19 protein-coding genes are annotated in these 23482 nt (G+C 73.0%); 9 read left to right on the top strand and 10 right to left on the bottom strand.

What is annotated here, in order from left to right:
- The first annotated feature begins 185 nt into the window (after nucleotides 1-185).
- Nucleotides 186-1049: a DMT family transporter gene (locus C2L59_RS22635; protein WP_103351514.1), complete on the top strand. Its 864-nt coding sequence runs from the start codon at nucleotides 186-188 to the stop codon at nucleotides 1047-1049.
- Between the two features lie 19 nt (nucleotides 1050-1068).
- Here C2L59_RS22635 and C2L59_RS22640 read toward each other — a convergent pair whose 3' ends face one another.
- Together C2L59_RS22640 and C2L59_RS22645 are read right to left on the bottom strand one after the other, a co-directional pair.
- Nucleotides 1069-1641 (bottom strand): GNAT family N-acetyltransferase, encoded by a 573-nt coding sequence (locus C2L59_RS22640; RefSeq protein WP_103351515.1) that lies wholly within the window; start codon nucleotides 1639-1641, stop codon nucleotides 1069-1071.
- Complete coding sequence (locus C2L59_RS22645; protein WP_103351516.1) at nucleotides 1638-2150, bottom strand: YbaK/EbsC family protein; 513 nt, start codon at nucleotides 2148-2150, stop codon at nucleotides 1638-1640. Before C2L59_RS22645 ends, C2L59_RS22640 begins: the two co-directional genes overlap by 4 nt.
- A gap of 222 nt (nucleotides 2151-2372) precedes the next feature.
- On the opposite strand from C2L59_RS22645, the gene C2L59_RS22650 reads away from it, so the two are divergent.
- The 4 genes from C2L59_RS22650 to C2L59_RS22665 all read left to right on the top strand — a co-directional run bounded on the left by C2L59_RS22650 (nucleotide 2373) and on the right by C2L59_RS22665 (nucleotide 6018).
- Entirely contained in the window at nucleotides 2373-3251 is an 879-nt protein-coding gene (locus tag C2L59_RS22650; protein ID WP_103351517.1) for an SAV_6107 family HEPN domain-containing protein, read from the top strand.
- The gene (locus C2L59_RS22655; RefSeq protein WP_103351518.1) at nucleotides 3241-4008 is read left to right on the top strand and encodes a maleylpyruvate isomerase family mycothiol-dependent enzyme; all 768 of its coding nucleotides are present in this window, start codon (nucleotides 3241-3243) and stop codon (nucleotides 4006-4008) included. The genes C2L59_RS22650 and C2L59_RS22655 overlap by 11 nt, the downstream gene beginning before the upstream one ends.
- 58 nt (nucleotides 4009-4066) lie before the next feature.
- The gene (locus C2L59_RS22660) at nucleotides 4067-4798 is read left to right on the top strand and encodes a VOC family protein (protein WP_103351519.1); all 732 of its coding nucleotides are present in this window, start codon (nucleotides 4067-4069) and stop codon (nucleotides 4796-4798) included.
- 155 nt (nucleotides 4799-4953) lie between these two features.
- Nucleotides 4954-6018, top strand: coding sequence for a GNAT family N-acetyltransferase (locus tag C2L59_RS22665; protein WP_103351520.1), 1065 nt, complete (start codon nucleotides 4954-4956; stop codon nucleotides 6016-6018).
- A 7-nt stretch (nucleotides 6019-6025) separates the two neighbouring features.
- Here the strand turns inward: C2L59_RS22665 and def are convergent, their stop codons facing one another.
- The 6 genes from def to C2L59_RS22695 form a co-directional block, all read right to left on the bottom strand.
- Complete coding sequence (gene def / locus C2L59_RS22670) at nucleotides 6026-6526, bottom strand: peptide deformylase (RefSeq protein WP_103351521.1); 501 nt, start codon at nucleotides 6524-6526, stop codon at nucleotides 6026-6028.
- A gap of 202 nt (nucleotides 6527-6728) precedes the next feature.
- On the bottom strand, nucleotides 6729-11396 hold the full coding sequence (locus tag C2L59_RS22675) for a DEAD/DEAH box helicase (RefSeq protein WP_199199202.1): 4668 nt from the start codon (nucleotides 11394-11396) through the stop codon (nucleotides 6729-6731).
- On the bottom strand, nucleotides 11389-12177 hold the full coding sequence (locus C2L59_RS22680; protein WP_103351523.1) for a DeoR/GlpR family DNA-binding transcription regulator: 789 nt from the start codon (nucleotides 12175-12177) through the stop codon (nucleotides 11389-11391). The genes C2L59_RS22675 and C2L59_RS22680 overlap by 8 nt, the downstream gene beginning before the upstream one ends.
- Nucleotides 12149-13426: an MFS transporter gene (locus C2L59_RS22685; protein ID WP_103351524.1), complete on the bottom strand. Its 1278-nt coding sequence runs from the start codon at nucleotides 13424-13426 to the stop codon at nucleotides 12149-12151. The genes C2L59_RS22680 and C2L59_RS22685 overlap by 29 nt, the downstream gene beginning before the upstream one ends.
- Nucleotides 13423-14451, bottom strand: coding sequence for a 4-hydroxythreonine-4-phosphate dehydrogenase PdxA (gene pdxA, locus C2L59_RS22690; RefSeq protein ID WP_103351525.1), 1029 nt, complete (start codon nucleotides 14449-14451; stop codon nucleotides 13423-13425). The genes C2L59_RS22685 and pdxA overlap by 4 nt, the downstream gene beginning before the upstream one ends.
- Nucleotides 14448-15698: a four-carbon acid sugar kinase family protein gene (locus tag C2L59_RS22695; protein ID WP_103351526.1), complete on the bottom strand. Its 1251-nt coding sequence runs from the start codon at nucleotides 15696-15698 to the stop codon at nucleotides 14448-14450. The genes pdxA and C2L59_RS22695 overlap by 4 nt, the downstream gene beginning before the upstream one ends.
- A gap of 182 nt (nucleotides 15699-15880) precedes the next feature.
- Between C2L59_RS22695 and C2L59_RS22700 the strand changes: the two genes are divergently transcribed.
- From C2L59_RS22700 to C2L59_RS22715, 4 genes are all read left to right on the top strand, one after another.
- Nucleotides 15881-17734, top strand: coding sequence for an Hsp70 family protein (locus C2L59_RS22700; protein WP_103351527.1), 1854 nt, complete (start codon nucleotides 15881-15883; stop codon nucleotides 17732-17734).
- A gap of 45 nt (nucleotides 17735-17779) precedes the next feature.
- Nucleotides 17780-17974 (top strand): DUF3046 domain-containing protein, encoded by a 195-nt coding sequence (locus C2L59_RS22705; protein WP_103351528.1) that lies wholly within the window; start codon nucleotides 17780-17782, stop codon nucleotides 17972-17974.
- Between the two features lie 238 nt (nucleotides 17975-18212).
- The gene (recA, locus tag C2L59_RS22710) at nucleotides 18213-19259 is read left to right on the top strand and encodes a recombinase RecA (protein ID WP_103351529.1); all 1047 of its coding nucleotides are present in this window, start codon (nucleotides 18213-18215) and stop codon (nucleotides 19257-19259) included.
- A gap of 80 nt (nucleotides 19260-19339) precedes the next feature.
- The gene (locus C2L59_RS22715) at nucleotides 19340-19867 is read left to right on the top strand and encodes a regulatory protein RecX (protein WP_103351589.1); all 528 of its coding nucleotides are present in this window, start codon (nucleotides 19340-19342) and stop codon (nucleotides 19865-19867) included.
- 222 nt (nucleotides 19868-20089) lie between these two features.
- Here the strand turns inward: C2L59_RS22715 and C2L59_RS22720 are convergent, their stop codons facing one another.
- The gene (locus C2L59_RS22720; RefSeq protein WP_233223637.1) at nucleotides 20090-21400 is read right to left on the bottom strand and encodes an MFS transporter; all 1311 of its coding nucleotides are present in this window, start codon (nucleotides 21398-21400) and stop codon (nucleotides 20090-20092) included.
- A gap of 19 nt (nucleotides 21401-21419) precedes the next feature.
- On the bottom strand, nucleotides 21420-23387 hold the full coding sequence (locus C2L59_RS22725) for a PEP/pyruvate-binding domain-containing protein (RefSeq protein WP_103351530.1): 1968 nt from the start codon (nucleotides 23385-23387) through the stop codon (nucleotides 21420-21422).
- Nucleotides 23388-23482: the final 95 nt, after the last annotated feature.

Consider the following 23482-nt stretch of genomic DNA (forward strand, 5'->3'; position numbering starts at 1 on the left):
TGGCCCCCCTTCGCGTCCCGCCGATAGGTTCCCCTCGTGCGCCGAATGCTCTTCGTCACCCCACCGCCCCGCGCCTGAGCGGGGTGGTCCTCCGCCGCGTGGCCTTCGGGGCCCGCGGCTGATTCGTCTTGCGCACCGCCCCGCGTCGTCGAACTCCCTTTTCCTTCGACGCAGGAGCGTTTCCCTTGGTTTCTCTGCCCACGCGCGCCCGTTCTTCGGCCGCGCTCGTCCTCGCCGGTGTCCTCTGGGGCACCGGTGGCCTCGCCGGCTCGCTGCTCGGCGAGCTGGCCGGCCTCCGCCCGCTCGCCGTCGCCGACTACCGGCTGCTCGTCGGCGGTGCCGTCGCGATCGCCTTCTTGAAACGCGGCACCCTCCCGCGCACGCCCGAAGCCGCCCGGCGCATCCTCGCCGTCGGCGGCCTCTTCGCCCTCTTCCAAGCCAGCTACTTCGCCGCTGTCGCGCTGAGCTCGGTCAGCGTCGCCACCATGACCACCATCGGCGCCGCGCCCGTCATGGTCACCCTCGCGTCGGTGCGCAAACCCCGGCGCTGGACGCTGGTCTCCGTGGCCGGGACGGTGGCCGGGCTGGCGCTGCTCCAGTGGTCGCCGGGCAAAGCGATCTCGCTGAGCGGCCTCGGCTTCGCGCTGCTCGCGGCGGCCGGGTTCGCGACCCTCACCCTGCTCACCGCGAAGCCGGTCGAAGGCCTCGAACCGCTGTCGACGACGGCGTTCGGCTGCCTCACCGGCGGCGTGCTGCTCATCCCGGTGGCGAGCTGGTCCGGCCTGGCCCTCCCGCTGCACGCGGACGTCCTCGCGGTGGTCTGCTACCTCGGCGCCGTCCCGACCGCGCTCGCGTACGCCGCCTACCTGCGTGGCCTGGCCGGCGCGCACCCGGTGCTCGGCGCGCTGTCGGCGGTGCTCGAGCCGCTGACGGCGGCGGTGCTGTCCGCGGTGCTGCTGGGTGAACGGCTGAGCGGCACGGCCTGGTGCGGCGCCGCCGTGCTGGTCGCCGCGCTGGCCGTCGGCTACTGGCGGCCCGAACCCCGGTAGGGGACCGCTGCCCCTCGGCTCAGCGCGCGTCGAGGGGCAGCGCCCGCCCGAGGATCGCGAACGGGCGCGGGTCGCCGGCGAAGTGGTAGTCGCGCAGGACGTCGACGAACCCGGTGCGGCGGTAGAGCTTCCACGCCCGGCTGGTGCCCTCGGGCGTCGACAGCAGCACGTTCGCGCTCGGCACGCCGTCGAGCAGGCCGCGGAGCAGGTCCTCGCCGATCTGGTGGCCCTGGTTCTCCGGCCGGACGTGGATCTCGGTCAGCTCGAAGTAGTCCGTCAGCCAGCGGTCGGCCTCGGCGGGCCCGGACCGGCGGCTCAGGCCGTGGCGCACCTGCTCGTGCCACCACTGCCCGGCGCGGCCGCGGTAGCCGTAGGCCAGGCCGAGCAGGACGTCGTCGGCGTCGAACGCGGCCATGCAGCGCCAGCCCTCACGCAGCGCGTGGGTGAGCCACATCGGCGCGCGCTGCTCGGCGGTGCCCGCCGGGTACCGCATCGCCCGGACGTAGATGTCCAGCGCTTCGGGCAGGTGGGTGCGGAATTCGTCCGCGGAGAGCTGGACGTAGCGGGAGCAGCCGGCGGGCATCGCGGTCACAGCGGTCCATCTTCCTCCGCGCCGCCGAGCGCGCCCGGGGTGCCCCCGGTCAAGGCCACGAGGTCGGCGAAGGTGGTCGGGAAGACGGCCTTCGGGTGCCCCGCGGCGGCCCACACGACGTCGTGGGCGCGCAGCGCGGTGTCGACGAGCGTGCGCAGCGGCGCGGGGTGCCCGACCGGGGCGACGCCGCCGATCGGCTGCCCGGTGTGCGCCCGCACGAAATCGGCGTCGGCCTTGCCGATTTCCCCGCCGGCCAGCCGCGCAAGGGTGGCCGGATCGGCGCGGTGGGCGCCCGAGGTCAGGGCGAGGAGCGCGGTTTTGTCGGACCCCAGGCGGAAGATGAGGCTGTTGGCGATGGCCCCGACGGGCACGCCGAGTGCTTCGGCCGCCTGCACGGCGGTCCGGACCTCGGCGGGCAGGACACGGATGCCCTCGGCGGCGCCGTGCTGCCCGGCTTCGGCCAGCGCGGCCGCCACCTTGGCGACGGCGGGGTGCTCCAGCGAACTCATGAACCTATGAGATCACGCCGCCGACCCGGTGTCCCGCGCCACGTCCGGGGATGGCCCCCTGGGGTTGAGCGAGCACCCGGTCCGGGTTACTCTGGAAATTGTTCGAACAGGCGTTCGACATCTGGTGAGCGCGCACCGGTCAGGTGCCCGGGACCGGGACGGGGGAAGCGTCTCGGCACCGGGCCCTTGATCGGGCTCACCCCGCGCAGGAGGAGGGTCGCCATGTCCGTCAAGGTCGTGTCCCCCACGGATCCCGGGCAGCCGGAGCTGCCCATGACGCTGCGCCCGCAGGCCACCCGCCCGCAGGCCCCCCGGCGATCCCGCCAGTGCCTGACCCCGGCGGCGGACTCCCGGCCACGCCCGTCGGCGGAGATGCGGCAGCCGGAGCTTCCGATGGTGTGCGCGGCGGGTGCGGTTTCTGCGGACCCGGGACAGCGCGAGCTGCCCCCGGTTGCGGCGGCTTCGGAGCAGTCCGAAGACTCAGCGCAGCAGCCTGAGCTGCCGGTCCCGCCGCAGCGTCCCGCGGCTTTGGAACGCTCCCGCCCAGCCGAGGACTCCGCGCACCAGTCCGAGCTGCCGGCTCCGCCGCAGCGTCCCGCAGCTCGCGAGCACTCCCAGCCGCCCGCCGTCGACTCCGGGCTGTCCGCCTCCCTCCGGCCGCCCGGTGCCGATCAGTCGTCGCTGCCCATGGCGCTTCGGCCGCCCGCGCATCCGGCTGCTGCCGGGCTTCTTGCCCAGGCTCGGCGCCTGCTCGCCGAGGCCGAGCGGGAAACCCAGCCCGCCGAACGCTTCATCGGGGCCTACCTCGCCGCGCTCCGGGGCGCCGCCGCCGTGCTCGCCGCGCGGGGGCGGCCGCACCGGGGGCGCGCGCGGCCCGCCAGCACCTGGGTGCTGCTCGACTCCGTCGCCCCCGAACTGCGGGAGTGGTCCGCCTTCTTCGCGAGCAACTCCGCCACCCGCGCCGCCGCGCAGGCCGGGATCACCGGGAAGGTCACCGCCGGCTCGGCCGCCGAACTGGTGGGCGCCGCCACGCCGTTCCTGGAACTGGTCCGCCGTCTCGTGCACGGCCTGCCGATCACCGGGGAAGCCCATGTCGCGTGAGCACGGCCCGGTCGACCAGGGGCGGTTGCTCACGGCGTTGGGAATCGAAGGCCGGCTGCTGGCCGAAGCAGTGCACGCCGCGCCGGTCGAGGCGCCGGTGCCCGCCTGCCCGGGCTGGTCGCTCGGCGAGGTCGCCCGGCACGTCGGGAGCCTCTACCGGATGGTCCGGCGCCGGCTGACCGACGGCCGGAGCCCCGACGACTGGCCGCGCGACCCCGAACCGGGCCAGGGCCTGCGGGACTTCCTGGAGACGGGCCTCACCGAACTGCTCGACGAGCTGGCCGCGCACGACCCGGAAGACCGCGCCGACACCTGGTGGCCGGCGGATCGCACCTACGGGTTCTGGCGGCGGCGGATGCTGCACGAAACGGTCATCCACCGGGTGGACGTCGAGCAGGCGGCGGGCGTCGAGTCCCGTGGCGTGCCCGACGACGTCGCGATCGACGGGATCGACGAGGCGCTGACCCTGTGGTTCGGGCAGAAACTGCCGATGCTCGGCCTGACCGGCACCAAGGCGGGCACGGTCGGCGTCCGGGCCGGCGCGCACAGCTGGATCGCCCGGGCCGGGCCGGTGACCACGGACGCCTGGCGCTGCTCGGCCGAGGAGGCCGAGTCCGCGGACGACGTCGTCACGGCCAGACCCGCGCAGCTCTACCTGTGGCTCTGGGGCCGGGCGTCCCTGACCGCGGTGACCGTGCGGGGCGTCCACGACCAGGCGGCCCAGCTCTGGGCGCTGCTGCGGCTCGCAACCCGATGAACCGGCCGGTGGGGAAGCCGAACCGGAACTGTCGGAGGTGGCGGTTAGCCTGCGGCGCATGAACACACGCCTGGTGAACCTGGTGATCGACGCGGCGCGGCCGAGGGTCCTGGCGGACTTCTGGGCCGCGCTGCTCGGCTGGCGCGTCGCGCTCGAGGAGCCCGGCGAGGTCGACGTCCGCGCGCCCGCGAGCGACGGCTGGGACCTGGACCTCGTGTTCGTGCCGGTGCCGGAACCCAAGAAGGTGAAGAACCGCGTCCACCTGGACCTGGCGAGCACGACCGCGGCGCATCAGGCCGAGCTGGTGGCGCGCGCCCTGGAGCTGGGCGGAAGCCGTGTCGACCTCGGGCAGGGTGACGTGCCGTGGGTCGTGCTGGCGGATCCGGAAGGCAACGAGTTCTGCGTCCTCGAGCCGCGCGAACGGTACGCGGACACGGATGCGGTGGCGTCGATCGTGGTCGACGCCCACGCCCCCGAGGCGCTCGCCGGCTTCTGGGCGCGGATCACCGGCTGGCCGGTCCAGGGGCGCGACGGGGACGTCCTGGTCAGCCTGCGCTCGCCGTCGGGCCGGGGGCCGTGGCTGGAGTTTCTCCGCAACGACGACGTCAAGCGGGTCAAGAACCGCGTGCACCTGGACGTGGCGCCCCCGGCGGACGCCGGCCACGCCGCGGCGGTGACGGAGGTCGTCGCGGCCGGTGCGGCGCCCGCCGACCTGGGCGGCCCCGCGCTGCCGTGGCGGGTGCTGACCGATCCGGAGGGCAACGAGTTCTGCGTGCTGACCCCGCGCTGACCTCGGGTGAAGCGCCGGGAGCTCGCCGGGCGGAGCCGGCTCGGTGTTTCGGCCGGGTTGCCGGGCGGCGTCGAACGCTGACCTGCGCGAAACACCGGTGTCCTGGAGCGGCAACAACCCCGGGGGACCGTGGGGGCATGGAGACCTCCAGAGCGTTGCCCCAGCCGGGCCGGACGGCCGCCGTCGCCGAGGAGCCGGACACGCCGTCGGCGTGGCGGGTGCGGATCCGGATGCACGACCACCCGGGCACCCTCGCCCGCATCGCCATCCGGCTCGCCGACCTCGAGTGCAACATCCTCGGCCTGTCCGTGCTGCCGGTGCCGGGCGGCGTGCTCGACGAGATCGTGCTGCGCCCCGCGACCGGCCTGCCCCGCCGGCACCTGGCCGACGCCATCCGCGCCGAGGGCTGCGAATGCACCGCGATCATCGACGCCGACGTCCACGAGCTGGTCGACCCGTCGGCGTCGACGCTGCTCGCGGCCCGGCGCGCGGTCGACGACCCGGCCCGCCTCGCCGATGTGCTGAAGGACGTCCTGGCGGCGGACGTCGTCACGCTGGTTCCCGCGCTGGAGGCGAACCCGGCGCGTACCGAGGGCGGGCACCGCGCGGTGTTCGTGCTGGCCGAAGGCAGCGCCCTGGTGGCGCGCCGCCGGTGGGCTCCGTTCGTGCAGCTGGAGCTGACCCGCGCGGAGGCGCTGGTGACGCTGCTCGCGGCGGCGGCCCGGAACGTCGCCGGCCCGGTGGTCCTCGACCGCCCGGACGGCGCGGCGATCGTCCTGCGCAGGGGCGTCCCCGGCGACGCCGACGCGGTGTCGGAGCTGCACCGCCGCTGCTCGATGGCGACGTTGTTCCGCCGCTACCACACGGGCGTGCGGTCGGTGCCGCGCCGCTGGCTGCACCGGCTGCTGGTGCCCCCGCGCGGCACGAGCGTGCTGGCCGTCTTCGGCCGCGAGGTGATCGGCCTGGCGCAGCTGATCCCGCTGACGTCCGGCGGCGCGGAAATCTCCCTGCTGGTGGAGGACGACTGGCAGCAGCAGGGCATCGGCACGGCGTTGCTGGCGCGGGTGGCGGTGCTGGCGGAGACGCAGGGCATCACGGAGCTGTCCGCGGACTGCCTGGCGGGCGACGACGTCCTGCCCCGCACGGCGGCCCGCGCCGGTCTGCGTACGGAACGCCGTATGGAGGACGGCGCGAAGCTGAGGTTGTTTCTGCCGGCGTGAGGCGGGCTCAGCGCTTCCAGAACCAGTCTTTGTCCCGCGCCGCACGCATGGCGGACTTCTTGCGTTCGGCGGTCAGCCGGTCGAGGTAGAGGACGCCGTCGAGGTGGTCGGTTTCGTGCTGCAGGCACTGGGCGAGCACGTCCTCGCCTTCGACCTCGATCGGCTCGTTGCGCACGTCGACGCCCCGGACCTTCGCGTGCTTCGCGCGTTTGGTGGGGAACCACAGCTCCGGCACGGACAGGCAGCCTTCGTCGATCTCGTGCGTTTCCTCGGACAGCTCGACGATCTCGGGGTTGATGACGTACCCGGTGAGACCGGCGACGTCGTAGCTGAAGACGCGAAGGCCCACGCCGATCTGCGGCGCGGCCAGCCCGGCCCGGCCGGCGGGTTTCACCGAGTCGACCAGGTCCCGCACGAGCGCCTCGAGCTTCTCGTCGAACACGGTGACCGGATCGCAGACGGACTTGAGGATCGGGTCGCCGAAATAGCGCAGTTCGCGCATCGCCATGAGCAGAACATCCTTCGTGCGTGTCGGACTGGCAGCTTAGGCCAGTGGGGATCGGTGGCGTGGGCGAACCGGAAACCCGGGGACGGACGGGTTTCGGCGGGGCGGCAGGCAGGGCCGAGCCGGACTCGCGAAGCCGGCGAACCGGTCCGGCATCTCGTGCGGGACGAACCGCCCGGCCGGCGTGGACTCCTCCTCTCCGCGCTCAGGCCCGCAGGCGCAGACCGGAGGGGGTGGCCCGGAAGCCGGCCTCCTGCAGCACTTCCGCCAGCTCCGAGGTCAGCGCCTGCTCGCCGTCCGCGCGTTGGACCGACAGCTGGCCCAGCCAGCCCTCGCGGACCGCGGCCGACAGGGCCTGGGCCGCCTCCGACAGGGGTTGCCTTTCCTCCGTGAAACTCAGCAGTGACCGGCCTCCTCGCTCGACGTACAGGGCCGGGACCCCGTCCACCAGCACCGCCAGCGCGCCCGCCTTGCGGGCCGGGCGGTGTTTCGTGTCGCCCGTGGCCGCCGGCCAGGGGAGAGCGGCGCCGTAGGGTTGGGCCGGGTCCGCCGCCGCCAGGACCACCGGCCGGCCCGGCGCCGGCCGGCCCGGTCCGGACAGCGCGCGCAGTCGGTCGACCGCGCCCTTCGCTGCGAACTGCGCGGCGCCGAGGCCCTCCACGACGTAGCCGCGGATCACCTGGCCGGTGTCCTCCATGCCGCGCAGCACCTTGTAGATCCCGGAGAACCCGCCGGTGACGCGCTCGGTGTCGAGAGCGCCGCGGGTCAGGACGCCGTGGCGCTCCAGGAACGCCTCCGTCCGGGCGTGGGCCCGGCGGGTCGCGTCGGTTTCGCGCGGCGGGGTCAGGGCCCACCGCCCCGCCACCGTCGGCGGCCCGGACCGCGACGGCATCTGGGGCCGCCCCGCCCGCAGCCGGGCGTAGCGGCCGCGGGGGGCCTGGCGCCGCGGCTTGTGGGCGCCGTGCCCGGCGACCTGCGCCCGGAGCGGGCCCAGCGTGTCACCGGTGACGAGGCCGGCCCAGACCAGGTCCCACAGCGCCGCCACGACTTCGGCGTCGTTCGGGGCCTTGTCCACCAGCACGGTCGCGCGGTCCACCAGCTGGCGGAAGAACAGCGCGCCACCCTCCAAAGTGGACACGATGGCGTCGTGCAGCGGGCCGGTCGGGATGTCCTCGACGATCTCCGGCAGCAGCAGGTCGGCCACGTCCGTGGGGGCGAGGGCGATCCAGCCGTCGCCGCCGGCGAGTGCGCCGCAGCCCGCCCACGTGACCTCGCCCGCCGTCGTCAGCTCGTCCAGCAGCGCGGGGGAGTAGCCCGGCAGCCGCCCGGGCAGGATCAGCGACTCCACCGCGCTCGCCGGCAGCGGCGCCCCGGCGAGCTGCTCGACCACCGACAGCACGTCGTCCGCCGTCGGCGCCGCCCGGACGCGGCCGCCGAACCCGTGCCACGAGGGCAGGAACCGGCCCAGCGCCGCCGGCTCGACCGGTTCGACCTCGGCCCGCAGCTTCGCCAGCGACGTCCGCCGCAGCCGGCGCAGCACCGCCGAATCGCAGTACTCGACCCCGGCGCCGTGCGTCTCCGGGTGCCCGATGGGGCTCAGCTCGCCGCGCACCAGACGGCCTTCCCCGGTCATCCGGTCGAGCACCCCGGTGACGACCGCGGTGCCGAGCCCGAACCGCGCGGCCGCGTCCGCCGCGGCGAACGGGCCCCGGCCCCGGGCGTAGCGCGACAGCAGGTCCCCGAGCGGGTCCGCGACCGGTTCGGTGAACGCCTCGGGCACGCCCACCGGCAGGGCCGTGCCCAGTGCGTCCCGGACGCGGCCGGCGTCCTCGATGGCCAGGAACCGTTCCGCGCCGCCGATCCGCACCCGGATGGCCCGGCGCGCCGCCTCCAGCTCGGTCAGCCACGCTTCCTGGATGCCGCGCTCGGCGGCCTCCTCGACGGTCAGATCGCCGAGGAACCGCAGCAGGTCGGCAGCGTCTTCCGCCGAGCGTGCGTGCCGGTCGGGCTCGAGCCGTTGCAGCGACCGTTCGACCTCGGTGACGGCCTCGGGATCCAGCAGCTCCCGGATGGCCTCGGTGCCCAGCAGCTCGGCCAGCAGCGCCGAATCCAGCGACAGCGCCGCCGCCCGCCGCTCGGCCAGCGGTGCGTCGGTCTCGTACAGGAACATCCCGACGTAGCCGAAGAGCAGGCTGCGCGCGAACGGTGATGCGGCCGGCGTTTCGACCTCCACCAGCCGGACCTTGCGGGCGCGGACGTCGGCCATCAGCTCGCGCAGGCCGCTGACGTCGTAGACGTCCTGCAGGACCTCCCGCATCGCCTCCAGCACGACCGGGAACCGTTCGTACTTCGCCGCGACCGAAAGCAGCTGCGACGCGCGCTGCCGCTGCTGCCACAGCGGGGTGCGCCGCCGCGGGTCCCGGCGCGGCAGCAGCAGCGACCGCGCCGCGCACTCCCGGAACCGCGCCGCGAACACGGCCGAGCCGCCGACCTCGGCGACGATCAGCTGCTCGACCTCCTCGGGATCGAGCAGCACGTCGTCCGCGCCGATGGTGACCTCGCCGCCCTCGGCGTCCAGCGCGTCCGGCAGCCGCAGGACGATGCCGTCGTCGGAGTGCGCCACCTGCGCGTCCACCCCGCGGTTTTCCCGCAGCCGCGCGGCGATGGCCAGCGCCCACGGCGCGTTCACCTGCGCGCCGAACGGCGAGTGCACGACGATCCGCCAGTCGCCCAGCTCGTCGCGGTAGCGCTCCAGCAGGATCGTCCGGTCGTTCGGCACGTGCCGGGTCGCGGCCTTCTGCTCGGCCAGGTAGGCGAGGAGGTTGTCGCGCGCCCGCTCGTCCAGCCCCGCCGCCTCGGCGCGCTCGCGCGCCTTCTGGTCGTCCGAAGTGGACAATTCGCGGACGAACTTCCCCAGCGCCCGGCCGAGTTCCAGCGGACGGCCCGGCGCGTCGCCCTTCCAGAACGGCATCCGCGCCGGCTCGCCCGGTGCGGGCACCACGATGACCCGGTCGTGGGTGATGTCGGTGATCCGCCACGACGACGTGCCCAGCAGGATGGTGTCGCCGACGCGCGACTCGTACACCATCTCCTCGTCGAACTCGCCGACGCGCGAACCCGCCTTGTCGTCCGAGCCCGGCGTCATGACGGTGAACAGGCCGCGGTCCGGGATGGTGCCGCCCGAGGTCACCGCCAGCCGCTGCGCGCCGGGCCGGCCGCGCAGCTCGCCGGTGATGCGGTCCCAGGTGATCCGCGCCCGCAGCTCGCCGAACTCCTCGCTCGGGTAGCGGCCGGCGAGCATGTCGAGCACCGCGTGCAGGGCGTCGTCCGGCATGGCGGCGAAGGGGGCCGCCCGCCGCACCAGCGACGCCAGGTCCGGCACCGTCCACGGCTCCAGCGCGACCATGGCCACGACGTGCTGCGCCAGGACGTCCAGGGGGTTGCGCGGGTAGCGCACCGCCTCGATCGCCCCGCTCGCCATCCGCTCCGCGACGACCGCGCAGGAGACGAGGTCACCGCGGAACTTGGGGAACATCACCCCGGACGACACCGCGCCGACCTGGTGCCCGGCCCGGCCGACCCGCTGCAGCCCGGACGCCACCGTCGGCGGTGCCTCGATCTGCACCACCAGGTCGACCGCGCCCATGTCGATGCCCAGCTCCAGCGAGGACGTCGCGACCACGCACGGCAGCTGCCCGGACTTCAGCGCCTCTTCGACGTGCGTGCGCTGCTCCCGCGACATCGACCCGTGGTGGGCCCGGGCGATCACCGGCGGCGCGCCGGTGGTCACCCCGGACTGGCCGGCCGCCTCCGCCGGGAACGCCTCGCCCGGAGTCAGCTCGGTCTGCTCGGCGGCCAGCTCGTTGAGCCGGGCCGTGAGCCGCTCGGTGAGCCGGCGAGAGTTGGCGAAGACGATGGTCGACCGGTGGTCGCGGATGAGGCTCAGCACCCGTTCTTCGACCGCCGGCCAGATCGACGGCCGCTGGACCGGGTTGCCGGCCACCTCCTCCAGCGTGCCGATGCCGCCCGGCGCGATGTCCCCGGGCGGGAACGCCTCGGTCAGCGACTCCAGGGATTCCAGCGCGTCGAGCGGGCTTGGCGCCGGGCCGCGCGGCGCGTCGAGGTTGCTCATGTCCTCGACCGGGACCTCGACGCGGACCTCGATGGTCTTCGCCAGCTTCGGCTGGACGACGCGCACCGGACGGCCGCCGGCCAGGAACGCGCTCACCTCGTCGACCGGGCGCACCGTCGCCGACAGGCCGATCCGCTGCGCCGGCTTCGGCAGCAGCGCGTCCAGCCGCTCCAGCGAGAGCGCGAGGTGGGCACCGCGCTTGCCGCCGGCGACCGCGTGCACCTCGTCGACGATCACGGTCTCGACCCCGCGCAGCGACTCCCGCGCCGACGAGGTGAGGATCAGAAACAGCGACTCCGGCGTGGTCACCAGCACGTCCGGCGGGGTCTTGCCGAACGTGCGCCGCTCGGCCGCGGTGGTGTCGCCGGTGCGCATGCCGACCTCGATCGCGGGCACCGGCAGCCCGAGCCGGCGGCTGGCCTGCGAGATCCCGGCGAGCGGCGCCCGCAGGTTCCGCTGGACGTCGACCGCCAGGGCCTTCAGCGGCGAGACGTAGAGGATCCGGCAGCGTTTCGTCGCCTCCGCCGGGGGCGGCTCCACCGAGAGCCGGTCCAGCGCCCAGAGGAACGCGGACAGGGTCTTGCCGGACCCGGTGGGCGCGACGACGAGGGCGTGCTCGCCCGCGTGCGCGGCCCGCCAGGCCCCGTCCTGCGCCGCGGTGGGCGCGGCGAAGGCCCCCGCGAACCAGTCCCGGGTCGCGGGGGAGAAGAGGTCGAGCACGTCGGTTGCCACGTCATTCATGATGCGCGGCACCACCGACAATTTCCGGCGCCCGGGCGACGATCACGCTCTGGGCGAACTGCGAAAACGTCACGTCGACCCGCGGTTCGTCGGTGATCAGGCGGTGGTCGCGGTCGAGCGGTGTCCAGTAGGAAAAAGGGGCCTGGTCCAGCTTGGACCGGTCGGCCAGCACGTACGCCTGGCCGCCCGCGTGGAGCAGCGCGTGCTTGACCACGGACTGCTCCAGTGAGGAGCAGCACAGCCCGCGGCCGGCCACCACGCCGTCCGCGCCCAGGAACACCCGATCGGGTGAGATGTGCCGCAGTTGCGCCAGCACGCTTTCGCCGAGGATCGCTTCGTCGGGGCGCCGCACCCGGCCGCCGAGGATGATGAGGTCGATCCCGGAGAAGCCCGCGAGCTCGCGGATGGCGTTCACGCCGTTGGTCACCACGGTCAGCCCCTCGCGGTGGGCGAGGTGGTGGGCGAGCCTGCCGGTGGTCGTGCCGGCGTCGAGCAGCACCACTTCGCCGTCCTGGACCAGGGCGGCGGCTTCCCGGGCGATGACGTCCTTCGCCGCCGCGTGCTCCCGGTCCTTTTCGCGGGGACTGCGTTCGGTGTCGAGCGCGCCGCCGTAGGTGCGGACGACGTGGCCCGCACCGGCGAGCGAGGCGAGGTCGCGGCGGATCGTCGACTCGGAGACGCCGAACTCCTGGGCCAGCTCCGCGATGCCGCCGGAGCCGTCACGGACGGCTTCCAGGAGCATCGCGCGCCGGTCACGGGTGCCTGGTCGCGGCTGGGACATGCGCCGACCCTTCCACAGTCGCGGGTTTCAGCCCGAAGAACGCCAGCCCGGCGGCCACGGCGAGGAACGCGGCCAGGACGGCGAACCCGGTGGTCGCGGTGCCGGTGACGTCGGTGAGCCAGCCGACCAGGTACGGCCCGGCGAACCCGCCGAGGTTGCCCAGCGCGTTGATCAGGCCCATCGCCACGGCGACGACCTCGATGCCGAGCACCCGGCCGGGGATGGCCCAGAACGGCCCGTACGGCATGTAGACGCCGGTCGCCACCACGCAGAGCAGCACCAGCTGCACCGCCGCCGGCCAGTGCACGAGGTTGCCCAGCAGGAGCCCGGCGATCGCGACGAGCAGTGGCACGGTGACCGCGAGCCGCCGGTTGCCGGTGCGGTCGGACCAGTACGCGCAGGCGACCATCCCGCCCAGCGCCAGCACGTACGGCACGGCCGAGAGGAAGCCGACGGCGGTGGCCGAGCCGCCGGTCATCGTCTTCACCACCGACGGCAGCCAGAGCGAGAAGCCGTAGAAGCCGGTGATCCAGAAGAAGTAGACGCCGACGAGCAGCAGCACCCGGCGGTCGGCCAGCGCCTGCCGGTACCCCTGCTTCGCGAAGGCCGGCTTCGCGTCCTCTTCGGCCTTCAAGATGGTTTCGAGGTGTTCGCGTTCCGCCGCGGAGATCCACCGCGCCCGCGCCGGCCGGTCGGCCACCGCGAACCACCAGACGACCGCCCACACCAGCGGCGGCAGCCCCTGCAGGACGAACACCCAGCGCCAGGACATGTGGTCGAGCATGAACCCGGACAGCGGCGACATGAGGATCGCCGAAATCGGCAGGCACGTCATCCACAGCGCGTTCGCCCGGGCCCGCTCGGCCTGCGGAAACCAGGACGCCAGCAGGATCAGCACCGCGGGCCACACGCCGCCCTCGAACAGCCCGAGCAGCAGCCGGGCCAGGTACAGCTGGGTCTCGTTCCGCACCAGGCCGCACAGCACCGCCGCGAAGGCCCACGCGATCATCAGCAGCAGCACCGTCTTGCGGGCGCTCCACTTCGCCGCCAGCACGGCCGCGGGGATCTGCAGCACGAGGTAGCCGACGAAGAAGATGCCGCTCGCCAGCCCCTTCGCGCTGGCGGACAGCGGGAAGTCGTCGCCGATGTAGGGCAGGATCACCGCGACGTTCGTGCGGTCGAGGTAGGCCAGCATGTACATCACCACCGCGACCGGGATGACGTACGCCCAGCGCTTGCGGGGGATCACCGGACACCCGGTGGGTAGATCATGGGCAGCTTCCGCGCGTACGGCGCCAGGGTGGCCGCGGCCTTGAACGCGGCCCGCATGGTGCCGTGCGACGCCCGGCCGGTGCCGGCGATGTCGAACGCCGTGCCGTGGTCGACCGAGGTGCGCAGGATCGGCAGGCCGACCGTCACCGACACCGTGCCGTCGAAGTCGTACGTCTTCGACGCGATGTGCCCCTGGTCGTGGTAGAGCGAGAGCACGCCGTCGAACCGGCCCTGGATCCCTTGGTGGAAAACGGAATCCGCGGGGATCGGGCCGACCACGTCCAGCCCGGCCACCCGTGCGGCGGCGACCGCCGGGGCGATCGCGATGATCTCCTCGTCGCCGAACTTGCCGTTCTCCCCGCCGTGCGGGTTCAGCGCCGCCACGGCCAGCCTCGGTTTTTCGGTGCCGAAGACCTCCAGCGCGGTGTACGCCTCGCGGATCGCGTGCTCGATGTTCTCCCGCGTGATCTGGTTGATCGCTTCGCGCAGGGACAGGTGCCGGGTGGCGAAGAAGATCTTCAGCCCGGACACCCAGAACATCGTGTTGAACCGGGTCGACCCGGTCAGCTCGCCGAGCATTTCGGTGTGCCCGAGGTGCTGCGAGCCCGCCGCCCAGATGGCCTCCTTGTTGATCGGCGCGGTCACGACCGCGTCGACCTCGCCGGCCAGCGCGAGCCGGGTGGCGACCTCGATCGCCCCGACCGCGGCGGCGCCCGCGGTCGCGTTCACCTCGCCCCACGGCAGGTCTTCGGTGACCACCCCGAGGTTGAGCACGTCGATCACGCCGGTGGTGAAGCGCGCGTCGGCGACCGTGGCGATCGGGTTGATCTCCAGGTGCAGGCCGAGGTGGCGGACCAGGCGCTCCAGCACGATCGCGTCACCCACCGCCACTCCGTGCGCCATCTGCAGGGCCTCGGGCTCGGCGAGGGTCTTGAGGGTGATCTCCGGGCCGATGCCGACGGGGTCGCCGAGCGTGACGGCGAGGACGGGGAGGTCGCTCACGGGTTCTTCCTTCCGGTGGCGAGGACGTGGTTCAGGTGTTCCAGGCAGGCCACCGCGGCGTCACGGCCGCCGATCAGCCCGCCCTTGGTGGCGAAGGGCAACCCGGTGTGCGGGCCGCCGGACAGCCGGCCGGCGACCGCCAGGGGCAGTACTTCGGCGTCGATCTCGAAGCCTTCGGCCCCCAGCGCCCTCGTGACCCCGACGGCGATGTCGCCGCCGGTGGCGTACAGCCCACCGATCCGGTGCGTGCCGAGCACCAGCCGGGCCGCCTCCCCGAGGGCAGGCGGGAGCCGGGCCGCCACCGCCGGATCGACCGGCGTGCCGGGCGCGGGTGCGCGGGTCCGCATGCCCACCACACGGTGCCCGGCGGCCAGGAGTTCGCCCGCCGCGGCGGCGGCCGCGGCCGGATCGGGCCGCTGCGGGTCGACGTCGACGTACCGCGCGTCCAGCACCAGCTCGGTTTCCAGCAGCTGGTCGTGGGTCTGCCCGGTGATGCTGCCGACCACCGCGAGCACCGGCGGGACGGTGCCGTGCCCGGGCGCGAGGCCCAGGGCCGCGGCCAGCCGGACGCCGAACGGGCCGGAGTCCACCGAGATCCACCGCGTGCCCTCGGCCGCGAGCCGGGCCGCGGCGCGGGCGACGGTGGTGAGGTGCCGGTTCGTAGTGGCGTCGCAGACGACGATCGCGGCCGGTCGCCGCAGGGCCGCTTCGACCGCGTCCATGCCCTCCTCGACGACGTCCAGCGGCAGTTCGGCGATCTCCCGGCGGGTGGGGTGCAGGAGCGTGCGGACTCGCGAGGACCTCACCGGGGCCAGGGGATCGCGGGCCGCCGGGCTTTCGGCCAGCGGCACGCCGTCGACGAGGTGCAGGCCGCCGAGGGTGACCCGGCCCGCGTCCGGGAACGCGGGCACCACCAGCGCCCGGGCTCCGGGCGCCGACGCCAGGACGGCTTCGGTTTCGGCGCCGACGTTGCCGCGCAGCGTCGTGTCCACACGTTTCACCGTGAGGTCGACGGGCCCGACGACTTCGATCGCCGCCCGCACCGCCTGCGCGGCGTGTGGTGGCGAAGCGTGCCGGGTACCCAGGTTGACCACCAGCGCGTCGATCCCGCTTTCCGCGCGCAAGCAGGGCGCGTCCGGTGCCAGGGGTGCATTGACGGAGACCGCGCGCAGCCCGAAGCGCGCGTACAGCGCTCCGGTCGCGTTGCTGCCGGTCAGGTCGTCGCCGAGGACGAGCAACTTCGGCATCGGACCTTCCCTTCTTGCACAGTCTGCTCAGCCGAGTTGACCGAACTGTGCAACTATCGTGCACCTTGATCACCGTCCGCGTCAAGGTGCAGTGACTTTCGCGGGTCCGCACGCACGGTGACCGTGCGCATGGCAGCATCACCGCGAGCGCCGTCAAGGCGTGTTTCGCGAAGGGGAGTGCTGTGCGGATCCTGTCCGTTGACCTCGGGACGTCCAACACCGTCGCCGTGCTTTCGGCGCACGGGATGCCGCCCCGGGTCGTCGAGGTGGACGGCTCGGCCAACATGCCGTCGGCGGTGTTCGCCACCGAAGAGGGCACGATCATGGTCGGCCGCGACGCCGAGCGCCGCGCCCGCCTCGACCCGACGCGCTTCGAACCGAACCCCAAGCGCCGCATCGACGAGCAGACCCTGCTGCTCGGCACCGACGTCGTCCCGGTGACCGAGGCGCTCGCCGCCATCCTGCGCCGGGTGCTCGAAGAGACGTCCCGCCAGCTCGGCGGCGACCAGCCCGACGAGGTCCGGCTGACCCACCCCGCGCAGTGGGGCCACACCCGCCGCACCGTGCTGATGTCCGCCGCCCGGCTCGCCGGGATGGGCCCGAACATCCTGCTGGTGCCCGAGCCGGTCGCCGCGGCGGCGCACTTCGCCTCGTTCCCCGGCAAGGCGCTCGCCCCGGGCCAGGCGCTCGCGGTCTACGACCTCGGCGCGGGCACCTTCGACGTCGCCGTCGTCGGCGCCACCCAGAACGGGTTCACCGTGCTCGCCGAGGACGGCCTGCCCGACCTCGGCGGTCTCGACGTCGACCAGGCGCTGATGGTGCACGTCGGGCGCGAGGTCTCGCACTCCGACCCGCAGCGCTGGCAGCGGCTGCTGCGCCCGGAGTCGACCGCCGACCGGCGCACCCGGCGCGCGCTGCAGGAGGACGTCAAGGCGGCCAAGGAGGCGCTGTCGCGGCACCCGCAGACCGAGGTGCCGATGCCCGAGCCGTTCAAGGATGTCCTGGTCACCCGCAGTGAGCTGGAGGGCCTGGTGCGCCCGGCGATGCTGCGCAGCGTCGAGCTGCTGTCGCGGACGCTGCGCTCGTCCGGGCTGGCTCCGGACCGGCTGGCCGGCATCTACCTCGTCGGCGGGTCGAGCCGGCTGCCGCTGGTCGGCACCATGATCGCGGAGAAGCTCGGCGTCGTGCCGGGCAGCCTCGACCAGCCGGAGACGGCGGTCGCGCTCGGTGCCCAGCATGTGGCCCGCGACGGTCTCTCCGTGCGGACGCAAAACGTCGAAGGGGCGGTGGCCGCGGGGGCGCCGCCGCAGCACCGGCCGCAGTACTCGCCGCCGGCCCCTCCGCCGCCGCAGTACCCCGGTTACGCGCCGTCGAACTTCCCGCCCAGCGGCCCGCAGCCGATGCCGTCGAACTTCCCCGCGTACTCGCCCGCGCCGGAGCGGGCCGAGCCGAAATCCGGCGGCAGGAAGAAGCTGCTGATCGGGATCGCGGCCGCGGTCGTCGTGGCGCTGGCGGTGGGCCTGACGTTGTTCCTCACCTCGTCGTCTTCGGTGGCGACCTACACCGCGGACCAGTGCAGGACGCCGGGGCAGACGGACGACAAGGGCTTCACCGGCTGCCTGCGCCAGCTCGCCGGGAAGATCGCCGACACCGGCGACTGCAAACCTGGCATGGGCAACGGCCCGGCGGCGCCGGCGCAGCGCCTGGGGGCCTCGTCGACCTGCTCCGCGCCGGGCCGGGCGGGCACCCAGGTGACCTACGTCCACGGCGACAACGCCGACACGCTCAAGCAGTACACCGACGGCCTGCTCACCTCGGCGGGCGGTGACCGCACCGAGGCCGACTGGGGCGGCAACGGGCTCAAGGGGCACTACTCGTCGGCCGCGGGCAAGACGTCGGCGGTGCTGGTGTTCACGGTGGCGGACCGGCCGCTGGCCGGGTTCATCTACCAGCTGAACACCAACGACCAGGCGGCGGCGACCACGCCCGGCACGCTGGCCGACTACTTCGAGGCGAGCGTCCAGCCGGGGGAGTAGACGGCGCGAACGGAGCTTTCGCGCCCGCCGGTTAGAGTGGGTCCGATGCGGATCACGGTTTTCCGGCGGCTGATGGCCGACGAGTTCGGCTCCGGGCGGGCCCAGGTGCTGGCCCGGGACCACGTGCTCAGCGGGCTCGGCGGCCGCACCGTAGACCAGGCGCTGACCGCGGGAATTCCGGCGAAGGAGATCTGGCGCGAGGTCTGCGACGCCTTCGACGTCCCGGCTGAACGGCGTTGACCTGGGCGGACACGCACGGGTCCTGACCCGGGCGGGCGAAAATCCTAGCGCAAGGGTGTGTCGCTGACGACCTCGAACAGGTGTTCGTCTATGGTGTTGTCCACATCGGGTCCAGCGATCCACAGATTGGGCGCCGCGCCTGGAATTGTCGGTCCCCGCCGCTAGCGTCGGACCGGACAGCTGAAGAACCGACACAGAGCCCCCGAGACAGGGGCTTAGACCAGCGAGGTGGACTTCCATGCCTGCAGCACCCGACAAGGACAAGGCGCTCGAGCTCGCGCTCGCGCAGATCGACAAGCAGTACGGCAAGGGCTCCGTGATGCGCCTCGGCGAGGACACCCGGCCGCCCATCGCCGTGATCCCCACCGGCTCGATCGCCCTCGACGTCGCGCTCGGCATCGGCGGCCTGCCCCGGGGCCGGGTCATCGAGGTCTACGGGCCGGAATCCTCCGGTAAGACCACGGTCGCCCTGCACGCGGTGGCGAACGCGCAGCGCAACGGCGGCATCGCGGCGTTCATCGACGCGGAGCACGCGCTGGACCCGGACTACGCCAAGAAGCTCGGCGTCGACACCGACGCGCTGCTCGTCTCCCAGCCGGACACCGGTGAGCAGGCCCTGGAAATCGCGGACATGCTGGTCCGCTCGGGCGCGCTCGACATCCTGGTCATCGACTCCGTGGCCGCGCTCGTGCCCCGCGCCGAGATCGAGGGCGAAATGGGTGACTCGCACGTCGGCCTCCAGGCCCGGCTGATGAGCCAGGCGCTGCGCAAGATGACCGGTGCGATGAACAACTCCGGCACCACCGCGATCTTCATCAACCAGCTGCGCGAGAAGATCGGCGTGATGTTCGGCTCCCCGGAGACCACCACCGGTGGCAAGGCGCTGAAGTTCTACGCGTCGGTCCGCCTGGACGTGCGCCGCATCGAGACGATGAAGGACGGCGGCGAGGCGGTCGGCAACCGGACCCGCGTCAAGGTCGTCAAGAACAAGATGGCCCCGCCCTTCAAGCAGGCCGAGTTCGACATCCTGTACGGCCACGGCATCTCCCGCGAGGGTTCGCTCATCGACATGGGTGTCGACCAGGGCATCCTGCGCAAGTCCGGCGCCTGGTACACCTACGAGGGCGACCAGCTCGGCCAGGGCAAGGAGAACGCGCGGAAGTTCATGCGCGACAACCCGGACATCGCCAACGAGATCGAGAAGCGGATCAAGGAGAAGCTCGGCATCGGCCCGCAGCTCGACGCGGCCGGCATCGAGCCCGTCCCGGCGCCGGTCGACTTCTGATCGTCCGGAGAGGGTGAGCCCGTCGCGGTCCGCGGTGGGCGTGAAGACGAGGAGAGACCCAGGTGGCCAGGGCGCCGAAGGTGCCGCCGGCCGAGCTGCCTCCGGAGGAGCGGTACAAGAAGGCCAAGGAGATCTGCTTCGATCTCCTGGCCGTGCGTGCGCGCACCCAAGAGGAGCTCCGGCAGGCTTTGCACCGCAAGGGGTTCGACGAGGAGACCAGCGAAACGCTGCTCGGCAAGCTCGACCGGGCCGGGCTGGTCAACGACGCGGAGTTCGCGGAACTGTGGGTGAAGTCCCGCCACGCGAACCAGGGCCTGTCCCGGACCGCGCTGGTGGCCGAGCTGCGGCGCAAGGGCGTCGACGACGAGATCGCCGCGCAGGCGGCGGGTGAGGTCGACCGCGAGTCCGAGGAACAGATGGCCAGGGAACTGGTCCGCAAGCGCCTCGGATCGCTCGGCAACGTCGACGAACAGACCGCCCTGCGGCGGCTGCTCGGCTTCCTCGCGCGCAAGGGCTACCCGCAGGGGCTGGCGTACACCGTGATCAGGGAGGAGCTCCGCGAGTACGGTGCGGAGTCCACCCTGCTCGACGACGCCGTCATCGACTGATCGCGCCGGCCGTGCCCGGCAGCATGGGCGGCTCGCCGGGCGGCGAGCATCGGGCGGCTTGGCGAACGTCGGGCGGCCATGCGGGTTGATCGGCTCGCTGGGCGGCGAGCATCGGGTGGCGATGTGGGCTGAGCGGCTCGGCGATGCGGCTGGGCGGCTCCAGGCCGGGCGCGAGCGCGGGGGTCAGGCACCGCACTGCGCCGGCCGTGCCCGGTGCGGCGGTCAGTGGCGGACTTCTCCCGGCCGCGGCGCACTGCGTTCGGTGCGCGGAAACGTCGTGCCGCCCTGGGCGGGACGGTGGGCCGCCGGCACGCGGCGGTCCGAACGGTGCTTGCGGACCGCCAGCAGCAGCACCGCGAGCAGGCCCATCGCCACGCACGTCACCGCGGCCGTCAGCAGGAGGAACTCGTCCAGCTGACCGGCGGCCAGGTACGCGCCCAGGGCCACCGCGACCAGGGCGCAGACCGCGCGGTCCACAATGGACTCCATGGACAGGAGGGTCGCGCGGTAGCGGGAATCCGGGATGGAGTCGTTGAGCAGCTGCTTCTGGACCGGGAACGCGATGCCCGTGGCCACCGCGAACACGCACAGCAGCACCACCACCGGGAAGGAGCCCGCGAAGACCGTCGCGCCGAGGCACAGGGCCATCACGATCGTCAGGGAGAACACCGAACCGACCGGGCCGATCGCGCGGCGGAGGCGGTGGGGGCGGGCCGCGCCCAGGGCCTCGAAGACCGTCATCGCGGCCAGGACCGCGCCGTACCAGTTCACCGAGACGGGCTTCGACTCCAGGATCGGCTGGAACAGGTTCACCTGGCAGATGCGCACCAGCGTGAACATCGCGATGCCCTGCACCATCAGCAGCACCAGCCAGCGGGACGAGCGCAGCGCCGACAGGGCGCCGCCGACTCCGGCCAGCACCGAGGCCGTCTTGCCGGCCGCCCGGCGGCCGCCGGGGATCGGGGGGAGCTTGCACGCGAAGGCCAGCGCGATGCCCGCGTTGATCGCCGTCAGCCAGTACGGAGAGGGGAGGCTCCACGACATCAGCAGGCCGATCACCGGCCAGCACACGATCTTGCCGACCAGGCTGTACGCGCGGCCGACACCCTCCACACGCAGGTAGTGTCCGCCCGCGCCGGATGCGTGCAGGTATTCGTACAGGTACGCGCTCTGCGCGCCGGACACCAGCGAGCGGGCCAGGGCGATCAGGATGAAGTGCACGAGGAAACCCGTGTACGAGCCCGAAAGCACCGGAACCAGGTTCGCCGCCACCAACACGCCGGCGCCGGCCGCCAGGGAGGTGCGGTAGTCGAAGCGGTCGGCGATCATCCCGGTCGGGATCTCCAGCAGGCAGAACACGATGTAGTAGATGCTCTGGATGCCGAAGATCTCGCCGTCGGACAGCCCGGCGGCCTTCTGGTACTGGTAGAAGATCGGCACCCACAGCAGCAGGCCGAAGAAGAACTGGAACCCGTAGCTCAGCCGGACGGCGCGCTGAACGGCGGGTTTCGCGGGCAGGCGAAGGCCCAGCATGGTCGTGTCTCCCGGGAGGTCAGGCCGAATAGGGGCGCAGCTGCACGAGGTGGAGGTGGTCGCCGTCGGCGAGCCACTCGACGTCCACCGGCGAGTCGAACGTGTAGTCGGGCGAGAAGTGGCCCTGCAGCAGGCGGCCGGCGATCGCCAGCCGCTGCAGCTGGTCGTGGCCCCGCGAGTCGAGGTCCGCGGGCGCGTCGCCCAGTGACACCGTGCGGCCGCCGCCCTCGACCGTCGAGTACAGGTACTGCATCGGCAGGGCCGAGCCGTCGACGACGTCGGTGACGCGTGGTGACACGTTGACGTACACCGTGCGGAAGTCCGCGCGGTTCATCGGGTTCGTCGTCACCAGTACCCCGCCGAAGTCCGCCGCGACCTGCTCCTGGATGACGACGCCCATGTAGCACTCGTCGAGGGAGATCCCGGCCTGCTGCCGCAGCCGGACGCTGCGCATCGACACCAGCGACGCCCACACTTCCTTGACGCTGGCGAAGATGCGCTCGGCCGTGGTGACGTGGTTGAGCGACTCGTAGATCCCGGCGGCCGAGAACCCGGCGAGGTCTTCGGCGTTGGACGAACTCCGCACGACGAACGCCCGGACCCCGGCCAGCTGCGACACGAGCGCCGAGTCGATCTCGCCGGCGAGCGCGCCCGGCATGCGCGCCGACCGGATCAGCCCCTGCAGCTCGACGCACAGCGGCTCGATCTCCCGCGCGTCGAGCTCCAGGGCCATCTTCAGCTTGCCGATGGCCTGCTGGATCCGCGGCGACGACTCCAGGAACCGCCGTTGCAGCGAGAACGGCAGCGCGATGCCCCGCGGCACGCGGACGTGCTCGTCGAGCAGCCGGCGGGCCGCGGCGCCCAGGTCGGCGTCCGCCGGAACGTCCAGCAGGCGGGCCAGGTACGGCAGCAGGTTGTCCCGCGGCGGCCGCGGCACCCGGTAGAACCCGAGCAGCCGTTCCGAACCGGCGGCCAGGACGTGGTGCAGCTCGCCCAGGTTGGCCGCCTTCGTGCCGTAGCGGTGCCGGTCGGCCCCGCGCAGCCGCGCGAGGTTCACGATCGGGCTGTGGTCGGCCTCCGGCTGCTCCAGCGTCACGCGCTGGGCGTACCAGGACGGCGGCGCCGCGTCCGCCGGCTCGCCGATCTCCCGCAGGGCGAACCCCCGGGCGTCGACCGTGTACTCGACCCACTTGCCGTCGAGGCCGCGGCGCTCGATCTCGGCCAGGGCGCCGAGCTGGACGGCGTTCGGGATCTGCCAGCCGGTCGCGAGGACGTTGGTGTGCGACAACGGCGTCGTGTGCCGGGCGTTGACGATCCCCGACAGCCGCGGGATGTCGTCCGGCACGCGGTCCATCACGATGATGTCCGTCCAGTCCAGCGTCGCGGCCCGGTACTCGGCCTCGGTGCGGAACGCGCGCAGCCGCCCGGTGGCCGTGCCCGGGTTCAGCGCCACGAACGGCGCCGCGGAGAACAGCTCGTGCGCGAAGACGCGGGGCAGCTCGCTCGCCGGGATCTCCCGGACGAGCCGCTCCTGCCGCTGGTTGGCCGGCTTGAACACCAGCGGCAGCGCCGGGTCGACGTACTGCGTGACGAACGCGTGGAACTCGCGGATCAGCTCGGCCGGCATGGTGTCGACCTCGACCGTTTCCAGCGAAAGCAGCTGCGGGTGCAGCGAAAGAATGCCGAGGAGGAACCGGCGGTCCGGCGCGTGGTAGAAGGTTTCGTTGTACGAATCGATCTCCGCGCGCACGCGTTCTTCGGGGACGCCGAGGATCTCTTCGCCGATATAGATCGCGTGAAAGGAATGCCGCGCGTGGTTCAGGAAGTGGATCTTCGCCTGCTCGCGGTCGACCACGACCTTGACGAAGGAATAGCCGCCGAGGGTGCCGCCCAGCTGGTGGAGTGCGGACAGGGAAAGGCGGGCGCCGACCAGGGCGGCGACCGTCTCGGAGGCAGGGCTGAGGGTGACCACGCTGGTCAGGGACACGGATTCTCCTCGCTGGAAATAGCGAAGAGGAACGATAACAGGCCGGTTAACCGCCCATCTGCGCGGTGAATGGGCCATTCAGCGGGACGGGTCCG

The sequence above is a fragment of the Amycolatopsis sp. CA-128772 genome (assembly GCF_002904295.1).
GTDB lineage: Bacteria > Actinomycetota > Actinomycetes > Mycobacteriales > Pseudonocardiaceae > Amycolatopsis.

What these genes read in the sequence shown, in the direction of transcription:
- C2L59_RS22645 (WP_103351516.1), bottom strand. Translation starts at nt 2,150, where the DNA reads ATGAGTTCGCTGGAGCACCCCGCCGTCGCCAAGGTGGCGGCCGCGCTG.
- C2L59_RS22650 (WP_103351517.1), top strand. Translation starts at nt 2,373, where the DNA reads ATGTCCGTCAAGGTCGTGTCCCCCACGGATCCCGGGCAGCCGGAGCTG.
- C2L59_RS22655 (WP_103351518.1), top strand. Translation starts at nt 3,241, where the DNA reads ATGTCGCGTGAGCACGGCCCGGTCGACCAGGGGCGGTTGCTCACGGCG.
- C2L59_RS22660 (WP_103351519.1), top strand. Translation starts at nt 4,067, where the DNA reads ATGAACACACGCCTGGTGAACCTGGTGATCGACGCGGCGCGGCCGAGG.
- def (WP_103351521.1), bottom strand. Translation starts at nt 6,526, where the DNA reads ATGGCGATGCGCGAACTGCGCTATTTCGGCGACCCGATCCTCAAGTCC.
- C2L59_RS22675 (WP_199199202.1), bottom strand. Translation starts at nt 11,396, where the DNA reads ATGAATGACGTGGCAACCGACGTGCTCGACCTCTTCTCCCCCGCGACC.
- C2L59_RS22680 (WP_103351523.1), bottom strand. Translation starts at nt 12,177, where the DNA reads ATGTCCCAGCCGCGACCAGGCACCCGTGACCGGCGCGCGATGCTCCTG.
- C2L59_RS22695 (WP_103351526.1), bottom strand. Translation starts at nt 15,698, where the DNA reads ATGCCGAAGTTGCTCGTCCTCGGCGACGACCTGACCGGCAGCAACGCG.
- C2L59_RS22705 (WP_103351528.1), top strand. Translation starts at nt 17,780, where the DNA reads ATGCGGATCACGGTTTTCCGGCGGCTGATGGCCGACGAGTTCGGCTCC.
- recA (WP_103351529.1), top strand. Translation starts at nt 18,213, where the DNA reads ATGCCTGCAGCACCCGACAAGGACAAGGCGCTCGAGCTCGCGCTCGCG.
- C2L59_RS22720 (WP_233223637.1), bottom strand. Translation starts at nt 21,400, where the DNA reads ATGCTGGGCCTTCGCCTGCCCGCGAAACCCGCCGTTCAGCGCGCCGTC.